The following is a 9,450-nucleotide window of genomic DNA, read 5'->3' as shown; positions in this document are numbered from 1 at the left end:
CGGGAGGTTAGTTTGTGGCGAGGGTGCAAGCCCCCTCGCCACAAAATGTTTTCTGCACATCAGGTCTTGAGCACCTCAAACGTCACTTCGTCAGGATAGAACGCCACATACCCGCCAATCTGCGCAACCGACACCTTGGGGTGCTCATAACTCCATACCGCATTGGCACCTTCATGCCCGGGGATCTGCAGGCTGTAATAGCTGGCATCGCCCTTGTACGGGCAATAGCTGGTGTGGTCGGTGCGGGCGAAATACTGTTCGGCGATGTCCTCCCGCGGGATGTAGTACACCGGAGGATAATTGGTCTCATGCATGACCAGCGCCCGAGTGGACGACGCCACTTGAATGCCATGGAACTTCACCACCACGCAGCCGGGTTGGGGGACGATGGAGATGGGACTACCGGCACCTGGGACTTTCATGAAGTAGGTTCCTCTGTTGCTGTTGTGCGGTTTCCGCGCCCCAACAGGTATACCCCATGTTCTGGTATCGCGAGTACTTCGCAGCCGAACGGAGCGTGCTTCAGTCGCTGGATTGACCGCTGTCATCAAACGCAACAGCTCAAGCTGTACATCCATACAGATAAAGATTRCTCCATCGCTCATCAACCGCCATTCTGTGCACCTCTCGAACACTGATCGATGATGGTGGTTATGCGGCTGTACCTCTGTGAAAAACCTTCCCAGGCCAAAGATATCGCGGCCGTGCTCGGCGCCAGGCGTCGAGGCGACGGCTGCTGGCTGGGAACGGACGTCACGGTGACCTGGTGCATCGGCCACCTGCTGGAAACCGCGCCGCCGGATGCCTACGACGCGCGTTACAAACGTTGGGTGCTGGCGGATCTGCCGATCATTCCCGAAAAATGGAAAATGACCGTCAAGCCGCGCACGGCCAGCCAGTACAAGGCAGTCAAACGCCTGCTCGGCGAGGCCAGTGAACTGGTGATTGCCACCGACGCCGACCGTGAGGGCGAGATGATCGCCCGGGAACTGGTGGAACATTGCCGTTATCGCGGGCCGATCCAGCGGCTGTGGTTGTCGGCGCTGGACGATGCATCGATCCGCAAGGCGCTGGCGGCGCTCAAGCCGGGGGCCGAGACGTTCAGCCTCTATCATTCGGCGTTGGGGCGCTCCCGGGCCGACTGGTTGATCGGGATGAACATGAGTCGGCTGTTCACCCTGCTGGGGCGTCAGTCCGGCTATCAGGGCGTGTTGCCGGTCGGTCGGGTGCAGACGCCGACTTTGCGCCTGGTGGTGGATCGCGACCGCAGCATTGCCGATTTCGTCCCGGTGGCCTACTGGGCCATCGACGTGCAACTGCTGCACGATGGCACTGCGTTCACTGCCCAGTGGCGCGCGGCGTCCGATGCTTGTGACGATCAGGATCGCTGCCTGAACCAGGCGCTGGCCCAGCAGGCGGCTGCAGCCATTGGCAATGCGGCGAGCGCTCGGGTGATCAAGCTACGTACCGAGCGCATGCGCGAAGTCGCGCCGCTGCCGTTCGACCTGGGTACTTTGCAGGAAGTCTGCTCGAAAAAACTCGGGCTCGGCGCCCAGGAAACCCTCGATATCGCCCAGGCCCTGTATGAAACCCATAAAGTCATCACCTACCCGCGCAGCGACTGCGGCTACCTGCCCCTGAGTCAGCACAGCGAAGCGCCGGGTATTCTGGCGGCGCTCCGGCAAGCCGATCCGGCCCTGAACGCCTTGCACGATTATCTGGAGCCGCAACGCCGATCGCGGGCCTGGAACGATGCCAAGGTCAGCGCGCACCACGGCATCATTCCGACCGCCGCGGCGAAGAATCTCGATCGACTGGTGGGCAAGCAACGGGCGGTCTACACCCTGATTCGTGCGCGTTATCTGGCGCAGTTCCTGCCCAATCATGAGTACGACCGCACCCAGGCCGACTTCGACTGCGCCGGTGAAGCCTTGCGCGCCGTGGGCAAGCAGATTGCCGAGCCCGGCTGGAAACGCGCCCTGCCCGAAGCCCTCGCGCCCGCCAAGGGCCGCGAAGCACCGGCACCGCAAACACTGCCGACACTGGCCGAAGGGCGTGACTGCGCGGTGGCCGACGTGAAGCTCAAGGACCTCTGGACCCAGCCGCCCAAGCCATTCACCGAAGGCGATCTGATCAAGGCAATGAAGAACGTTGCCAAACTGGTGGAAGATCCGCTGCTCAAGCAAAAGCTCAAGGACACCACCGGCATCGGCACCGAAGCCACACGCGCCTCGATCATCCAGGGCCTGTTGGATCGTGGTTATCTGATCAAGAACGGCAAGGCCCTGGCCGCGACGCCGGCGGCTTTCAGCCTGATCGATGCGGTGCCGCGCGCGATTGCCGACCCCGGCACCACGGCGATCTGGGAACAGGCGCTGGACATGGTGCAGAGCGGTGAAATGAGCCTGGAAGAATTCGTCACCAAACAGGCCGCGTGGATGAGCAAGCAAGTGGCACGTTGCGCCGGCCTGAACCTGACCATCAGCGGGCCGGCAAGCCCGGCCGGGCGTGGCGCCACACCGTGGAAAAACAAACGCAAACCCGCCAAACGCAAGCCTTCGACTGGAACCAAGCGCGCGGCGAAACCGGCGGGCAAGGTTTGAGGGCAGCGAATCGAAATGGTCTAGTGTTCTTCAATGTCAGTTAAGACACCGAAGGTACGACCATGGCGACAATCAGGAGCCAGCCCTCGATAGAACTGCACGCCGCCCAGCGCGACGAACTGGAAACCATCGAAAACCTGATGCAGTTCTACATGTACGATTTCAGCGAATGGCTGCCGCTGAAGCTCGGGGAACATGGTTACTTCAACATCCAGCCCAGACTGGACTACTGGCGCAACCCGGCAACCCGGCCGTTTCTGATCAAGGTCGACGGCGAGCTGGCAGGGTTCGTGACCGTGGATAACCAAACCCATATCGTCGGCGCCGAGTACAACATCGGCTACTTTTTGTCAGTCGACGCTTTCGTGGCCAAGGTGTCGCGAAGTTTGTCGTCTCTGCCCTCTTGAGCCGCTTCCCCGGTCAATGGCAGATTTTCCACATCGATGCCAACCAGCCTGCGCGGCTGTTCTGGGCCAGGGTGATGCCCGATCTCACGGCCGGAGTGTTCACCGTGCATCAGCTGCCGATCGACGGTTATCCATGCACCGTTTACCGCTTTGAAAGATCGCAGCCCTCGGCAACGCCTACGGGGCCGGGGTAAGCGCTGCCGAAGATTCCAAACGGTGGCCACGCTGACTTTCTAATTCCAAAACCACTTTGTCCGACAATATGTAGTGAACAAAAATAATCACTACAAAACCGTTGACGCCTCCGATTTGCCCTTGCATGATGCAGACGTCTCCCCGATCGGGAGTACAGGCAACACGTTTGAGCAAGTTCGTCTGACCGCCGAGCTGTTTTTCCCGGATACACGCTGCCCACAAGGCAGATTGAAGAAGCTGACCTGGCCTGAACGTCCAGTACAAGGGCGAGAAACGCTAGCGATCAATCCTCATGAAGCTTGTGGCCGACCCTGAAAACGTCGGCAGTGGCCTCCARGTTTTCGCTGCTTCTCTTCGTTGTGACGCTATTGCGTAGCAGTTATTCAACACGACTACATGCAACAGATGCGCGACCCCGTCGTATTGACGGTCGACCGCTGACGTCCTGGTTTCGGTGCCAGGGATCAACTAACCGATGGGCTACCTGTATTAGCGAATCAACTTTGAAAGATCACCAAATGGTCAAGGGGCTTACAACTCCCAAACACAAGAAGGCCCCGCTCGTTTATCGAGCGGGGCCTTTTTTTGTTTCTTGTTTTTGCACCTCTAACTTCGTACCGGGTCAAAAGAACAAGGCTATGGTTAACAGTGCGCTGGACATCGGTTTATCCGCTGGAGGTCTGCGATGAAAACAACCCTGACATTCATGCTACTGGCATTGGCGAGTGCAGCCCATGCGAATAGTCTCCCCGGCATTCCCGCCTTCGATGTGGACTGTCCCGGGAAAATCATGGTCCACGCCGACCAGGATGGTCCGGTGATGATCAACAGCAAAGAAGCCCAGACCAAAATGATCAATGATCGCCTTTTCGAGGCCAAGGGGCCGGATGTGACGATCTCGATCAGCATCGCGGATGACGACACGGTAGCCGTGACCTATACCAGCAAGAAAGGCGGCAATGGCATCTGCCAGTCGGTGGATGATTGATTCACACGCTGGTGCTGCCGGCCATCACCAGGTTCGCGAACGCCACAGACGCGGCACTGTGATAGTTGTTCTTCCTGCGCAGCAATGCCGCGTCGCGCCGGGGTGCCTCGCCCTGTAATTCAATTCGGCGCAATGCCCGTTCCGCCGTGGCGATGGGCTCCGGGAGGATGGTGGCCATCGGCGTGTGGCGAATGACCTCCAGCAACGTACTCACCGAATTCACCTCGATCGCCACCTTGGGCGTGATGTTCTGCTGCCGAAAATACTCGTCGACTGAGGATCGGGTGATGAAGTCCGGCGTCAGCAACGCGAAATCCAATTGCGCCATTTCCTTGGGCGATAGCGGGATCTGCCGTTCGTACAACGGATGACGGTGCCCGACCACCACACCCAGAGTCTCGACAAACGCCGGCACGCACTCGATATCCGGGCTCCTCACCGGGGTGAAGGCAATGGCAATGTCCAGCGAGTCATCAAGCAACCCCGCCTCGATGTCATCCATCGACAACTCGAAAATCTGCAGATGGATGTTCGGAAACTTCGCCGCGTAATCGCGCACCAGCGGCCCCACCAGATACGCCATGAACGTCGGCGTCATGGCCAGTCGCAAGGTGCCGCGAGACAAGTCCTTCACATCATGCAGCGCGCGTTTGCCCGCTTCCAGTTCCACCAGCACCCGCCGGGCGCATTCGATATAGGCCTGCCCCGCGTCGGTCGCTCTGACCGTGCGCGAGGTGCGGTCGAACAGGCTGACACCCAGGGTTTCCTCCAGTTGCCGGATCTGCTGGGACAGTGTCGGTTGGGAGACGTGCAATGCCTCCGCGGCGCGGGTGAAGCCGCCGTGGTCGGCGACCGCCAGCAGGTAGCGCAAATGTCGGAGCAGCATGGGGCTCATCATCTATAGGCAGGACTTATGCAAAGCATTGTATATCGATCTTGGACGCTATGGATCAATCAACCGAAGATGGCTCCACTTTCCAGCCACAACCGATAGGAGTCACACCATGCAACAGTCCCACGCTTACCAGGACACCAGTCTGGCCCTGACCACTTCGATCCTCGATGCCAAGGCGCGCAAGAATTTGTCCTGGCAGGATCTGACTGACGGCACCGGCCTGGGTCTGGCCTACGTCACCGCCGCCCTGCTCGGTCAGCATCCACTGCCGGAAGCCGCCGCCAGAGTAATCGGCGAAAAACTCGAGCTGGACGCCGACTCCGTGGCCCGCCTGCAAATCATCCCGCTGCGCGGCAGCCTGTCGGGTGTTCCGACCGACCCGACCATCTACCGTTTCTACGAAATGATCCAGATCTACGGCACCACGCTCAAAGCCCTGGTTCACGAGCAGTTCGGCGACGGCATCATCAGCGCGATCAACTTCAAGCTGGACCTGAAAAAGGTCGAAGACCCGGAAGGCGGCTCCCGTGCCGTGATTACCCTGGACGGCAAGTTCCTGCCGCTGCGCCCGTTCTAAGTAACTGGCCACCTTTAGCAAGCGATACCCCGTAGCAGCTGCCGAGCCTGCGAGGCTGCTACGCCCCCTCATTCATTGCAAGGAAGTCCGCCATGAAAGCGCTCATCGAAGGTTTATTGAAGTTTCAGAAAGAAGCGTTTCCGCAACGTACCGACCTGTTTAAACACCTGGCCACCACCCAGCATCCCGGCACCTTGTTCATCACCTGTTCCGACAGCCGCGTGGTACCGGAACTGCTGACCCAGCAAGAGCCCGGCGAACTGTTCGTGGTGCGCAACGCCGGCAATATCGTGCCCTCTTACAGCCCGCATCCGGGCGGCGTGTCGGCCACGGTGGAATATGCGGTCGCGGTATTGGGCGTGACAGACATCGTGATCTGCGGGCATTCGGACTGTGGCGCCATGACCGCCATTGCCCAGTGCAAATGCATGGATCACCTGCCCGCCGTCAGCGGCTGGTTGCAGCACGCCGAGTCGGCCAAGGTGATCAACGAAGCCCGCCCTCATGCCAGCGACGCGGCCAAGGTCAGTTCGATGGTGCGGGAAAACGTCATCGCCCAACTGGCGAATATCCAGACCCACCCGAGCGTGCGCCTGGCCCTGGAAAAAGGCCTGTTGAACCTGCATGGCTGGGTCTATGACATCGAAACCGGCTCGGTCGATGCCCTGGATGCCGGCAGTCACAGCTTCGTGTCGCTGGCCGAACACCCCGGCACTTGCGCCGTGCACGGCAAAACGGTCGAAGCCGCCTGAAGGTGTCGACCGCACAAGCTGCACCAGGCTTGGCGCAGCGTTACAAAGTGGACACGCGCGCTACTGCGCCCGTCCTCGTTTCCCGGCCGGGAATGTGACACTCACACGGTCGCCCTGGTTATTTGTCGTCCGTCTTGGCTGACGATTGTGGCCGACGTTCAGGTGTGTCTTCAGCGTTGGGCGCTTCTGGAAAACTGCCTGGGGTGAACACATGAGTGAGCAATTCGCTGGCATCGATGTTGACGACACCAGGAACCGAACGGGCCAGAGCAACAGCGTGCTCACACTGTCTATGGGTATTGACGCGACCGCTCAATGCCACCGCACCCGCATGGGTTTTGACATGGACATTCAGGCCAAGAGTGGTATCGGCCAAGGCCAGGGCCGACTTTACCCGGGTGGTAATCCACGTGTCGTGAACGACCGTTTCCAGACCATGGGAGTAATGTTGGAAGTCATGAAGTTTCATGGCGCAATCCTCTCACACGTAATCAGATGCGCTGTCCGTCCCCGCGCGGGCACGGACACACAATAAGTATAGTGCGTGCCGTTGCCTGCGGCCGGCGGCTCCTGATGAGCGATGAAAATCCTCTGGGAGCAGCTTTACTTACCGCTCTCAGCGTTTGACCGACAGGCTCGTCTGGGTCATGCGGCTGCGGATCGTGAACACGCCATCACCCGAGAGAATCGCGCTGCGCGCAAACAGGCGACCGCTCTCCCAGTTCGAAAGCCCCAGTTCCGGCTTGTTCAGCGCGTACTGTCCGTCGACCCAGCGGGTGATCCCGTTGCCGACAAAAGGCGCGTTGACCGCGTTGTAGAACCGCGCCTGCGCCTGGGTATCTTCACTGATCAGAGACACGGTGAATTGCGGGCTGTAGCGGTTGAACAAGGCAATGGCCTGATCCAGATCGTCGACGATCTTCAGGCTGACTTCCGGGGTTTCTTCCCATTCCCACTCGCGGCCCAATTGGTCCTCGGGCAGCGGTTCGGCCTGTGCTTCGGTCTGATAGCCTTCGGCGCGGTACACCTCGACGCTCGCGGTGCGCCAATCGCTCGGCAAATGCTGCTCGCTGCCCTCGACGATGTGCAGTTTGCAGCCTTGGCCTCGCGCGGTGCCGGCCTGTTGCAGTGCATCGAGAAACAGCGGCACCAGTTCGGCTGCTCGGTCGCGATGGATCAGGCAAACGTTCAAGGTGTTGCAGACTTTGCGGTCCAGCGAATTGCGCACCACGGCGGCGAAGCGCTGGGCATCGGCATCTTTATTCGCGATCAGCCAGGCGCCACCGGTGCCATGCAGGCTGACGGCGGTGCCGGCCTGTTGCGCGATGCTGCCCAACTGGCTGACCGCATGCCCCGAACCACGGGCCACGGCCAGCGACAGGCGCCGGTCGGCGAACATTGCCCAGCCGGCGGCGTGATTGACACTTTCGACCAGCGACACCGCACCGCTCGGCAACCCGGCATCGGCCAGTGCCGGATTCAATGCATGGGTGACGATGGCCTGRGCGGTGCCCAACGCGTCGCTACCAATACGCAGCACCGCGGTGTTGCCAGTGCGCAATACACCGGCGGCGTCGGCAAAGACATTGGGCCGGCCTTCGAACACAAAAGCGACGATGCCCAGCGGCGAAACCACCTGCTCGACTTTCCAGCCGTCGTGCTCGACGCAGCTCACGACTTGACCGCGGGTGGCCGGCGCATCGCGCCAGGCCCGCAGGCCGGCAATCATGTCGCGGCGCATGCGCTCATCAGCCAGCAATCGCGTGGTGGAACGCCCGCGTGCCTTGGCCCGCTCGATGTCGGCCAGGTTGGCGGCTGCAATCAAGGCCCAGCATTCCGGGGTTTCCAGGCGTTGCGCGAAGCGATCGAAGAACTCGCTGATGGCGTGATCCGAAACGCTGGACATTGCGGCAAACGCCGCCTCGGCGCGCTCGATGGCGACCGTCGCCGCCTGCTGATCCGCCACCGGGATCAGCAACAACTCGCCGCTGACCTGCTCCACCAGCAGATGGTCGCCGGGCTGAAAGCGCGCCGCCAGTTCGGGGCTGACGACSGTGACACGATTACCGGCAAATGGGATCGGCGTGCCAGCGACTAGACGTTCGAGCGCAAGAGACATGAAGCGGTTTCACCATGCAGGGGGGCGGTCGGAAAATGTATAGGAAAATCCGTGGAGCGTCATTCACCGGGACGCGGTGGTGGTTACTTTTTCGCAAGTCGAAATACGTCCTGCTCCAGTCCATTGCTACCTTGTTTACGCTTGTCCGAATTCACGTCATAAACCACCAGCAACAAGGGCTCTTCTACACCATCGGTGCCTATAAAGGTCATCCCTTCGGCATGATCGCAGCCTTTATCTTCTCCTTGCCCGTAAGGAACCTCCAGGACCGACGTCAATTGTTCGCYGAAAACGAAACCTTCATCTGCTGGCCTGGCGCCGTCGCGCCATCGAAATACAGTGACGGGCCCGTCGAGGTCCATCGTCGGTCCAGCCAGGATCAACATATCGTCACCATCGAGGCATAAGTCCCTGACGCCGAGTCCATTCAGCTGGAAAAAATGCTTTCGATACTTTCGCCCACCCGGCCCGATTTTCTTCAGCCTCAGTGTGTGAGCAAGCTTGGGATGGTCTTCGGGTTCGACCTCCAGAATGATTGCCCATCCCCGCAGCACAGGCCCTCGCAACCCGATAAAAACACGCTTGCCGTTGACCTCGAGGCCTTCGGTATCGAACCCGTTGTCCTTGCCGGGAATGTGCAGGAATGCCCCAACATGTTCGTCGTCCTTGAGTTCATCGAGCAATTCGTTACCCAGTTGATTGCCGGCCAATTGAGCGGCGACTCGATCATCGCTGGTGGTGCTCTTCACCAAAGTGAACGTCCCGTTTTCTTCGACCAGCGGAATCCGGGCCAGGAGAAAACGATTGCCATCACGGCTGACAGTGGACAGACGCTCGGCGTTTTTCTTCAGGGACTTGGTGCTATCGGGCTTTTTCCGTTTCAGGCTGTGAGAGCCCACGATCCAGAGATACCC

At 60.0% G+C, this 9,450-nt stretch carries 9 protein-coding genes and 1 pseudogene; 5 read left to right on the top strand and 5 right to left on the bottom strand.

Features of this window, described 5'->3' with window-relative positions; all coding sequences use genetic code 11:
• Positions 1 to 59: 59 nt before the first annotated feature.
• Positions 60 to 422: a DUF427 domain-containing protein gene (locus AC1DLB_RS19520; protein ID WP_018929751.1), complete on the bottom strand. Its 363-nt coding sequence runs from the start codon at positions 420 to 422 to the stop codon at positions 60 to 62.
• Positions 423 to 653: 231 nt separating this feature from the next.
• Between AC1DLB_RS19520 and AC1DLB_RS19515 the strand changes: the two genes are divergently transcribed.
• From AC1DLB_RS19515 to AC1DLB_RS19505, 3 genes and pseudogenes are all read left to right on the top strand, one after another.
• Positions 654 to 2,603, top strand: a complete 1,950-nt coding sequence (locus tag AC1DLB_RS19515; protein ID WP_064618348.1) for a DNA topoisomerase III — start codon at positions 654 to 656, stop codon at positions 2,601 to 2,603.
• 62 nt (positions 2,604 to 2,665) lie between these two features.
• Positions 2,666 to 3,204, top strand: a pseudogene (locus tag AC1DLB_RS19510) (GNAT family N-acetyltransferase).
• 686 nt (positions 3,205 to 3,890) lie between these two features.
• Positions 3,891 to 4,193: a hypothetical protein gene (locus tag AC1DLB_RS19505; protein WP_018929755.1), complete on the top strand. Its 303-nt coding sequence runs from the start codon at positions 3,891 to 3,893 to the stop codon at positions 4,191 to 4,193.
• Position 4,194: 1 nt separating this feature from the next.
• Here the strand turns inward: AC1DLB_RS19505 and cynR are convergent, their stop codons facing one another.
• A complete protein-coding gene (gene cynR / locus AC1DLB_RS19500) occupies positions 4,195 to 5,079 on the bottom strand; it encodes a transcriptional regulator CynR (protein WP_477742939.1) in 885 nt (294 codons plus the stop codon).
• A 118-nt stretch (positions 5,080 to 5,197) separates the two neighbouring features.
• On the opposite strand from cynR, the gene cynS reads away from it, so the two are divergent.
• Positions 5,198 to 5,665, top strand: a complete 468-nt coding sequence (gene cynS, locus AC1DLB_RS19495) for a cyanase (protein WP_018929757.1) — start codon at positions 5,198 to 5,200, stop codon at positions 5,663 to 5,665.
• Between the two features lie 92 nt (positions 5,666 to 5,757).
• Positions 5,758 to 6,417 (top strand): carbonic anhydrase, encoded by a 660-nt coding sequence (locus AC1DLB_RS19490; protein WP_018929758.1) that lies wholly within the window; start codon positions 5,758 to 5,760, stop codon positions 6,415 to 6,417.
• 118 nt (positions 6,418 to 6,535) lie between these two features.
• On the opposite strand, the gene AC1DLB_RS19485 is transcribed toward AC1DLB_RS19490, so the two are convergent.
• The 3 genes from AC1DLB_RS19485 to AC1DLB_RS19475 form a co-directional block, all read right to left on the bottom strand.
• Positions 6,536 to 6,886, bottom strand: a complete 351-nt coding sequence (locus tag AC1DLB_RS19485) for a BON domain-containing protein (RefSeq protein WP_081625598.1) — start codon at positions 6,884 to 6,886, stop codon at positions 6,536 to 6,538.
• 147 nt (positions 6,887 to 7,033) lie between these two features.
• A complete protein-coding gene (locus AC1DLB_RS19480; RefSeq protein ID WP_477742938.1) occupies positions 7,034 to 8,536 on the bottom strand; it encodes an aldehyde dehydrogenase family protein in 1,503 nt (500 codons plus the stop codon).
• Positions 8,537 to 8,619: 83 nt separating this feature from the next.
• The coding region (locus AC1DLB_RS19475; RefSeq protein WP_477785470.1) for a DUF3616 domain-containing protein at positions 8,620 to 9,450 on the bottom strand (831 nt) is incomplete at its 5' end.

It is taken from the genome of Pseudomonas sp. 05N434, from assembly GCF_056396965.1.
The sequence above is the reverse complement of the archived record's forward strand: the minus strand, read 5'-3'. Positions and strand labels throughout refer to the sequence as shown.

Excerpts from the sequence above, each read along its gene's own strand:
- AC1DLB_RS19490 (WP_018929758.1), top strand. The coding sequence starts at position 5,758 with ATGAAAGCGCTCATCGAAGGTTTATTGAAGTTTCAGAAAGAAGCGTTT.
- AC1DLB_RS19485 (WP_081625598.1), bottom strand. The coding sequence starts at position 6,886 with ATGAAACTTCATGACTTCCAACATTACTCCCATGGTCTGGAAACGGTC.
- cynS (WP_018929757.1), top strand. The coding sequence starts at position 5,198 with ATGCAACAGTCCCACGCTTACCAGGACACCAGTCTGGCCCTGACCACT.
- cynR (WP_477742939.1), bottom strand. The coding sequence starts at position 5,079 with ATGCTGCTCCGACATTTGCGCTACCTGCTGGCGGTCGCCGACCACGGC.
- AC1DLB_RS19520 (WP_018929751.1), bottom strand. The coding sequence starts at position 422 with ATGAAAGTCCCAGGTGCCGGTAGTCCCATCTCCATCGTCCCCCAACCC.
- AC1DLB_RS19515 (WP_064618348.1), top strand. The coding sequence starts at position 654 with ATGCGGCTGTACCTCTGTGAAAAACCTTCCCAGGCCAAAGATATCGCG.
- AC1DLB_RS19505 (WP_018929755.1), top strand. The coding sequence starts at position 3,891 with ATGAAAACAACCCTGACATTCATGCTACTGGCATTGGCGAGTGCAGCC.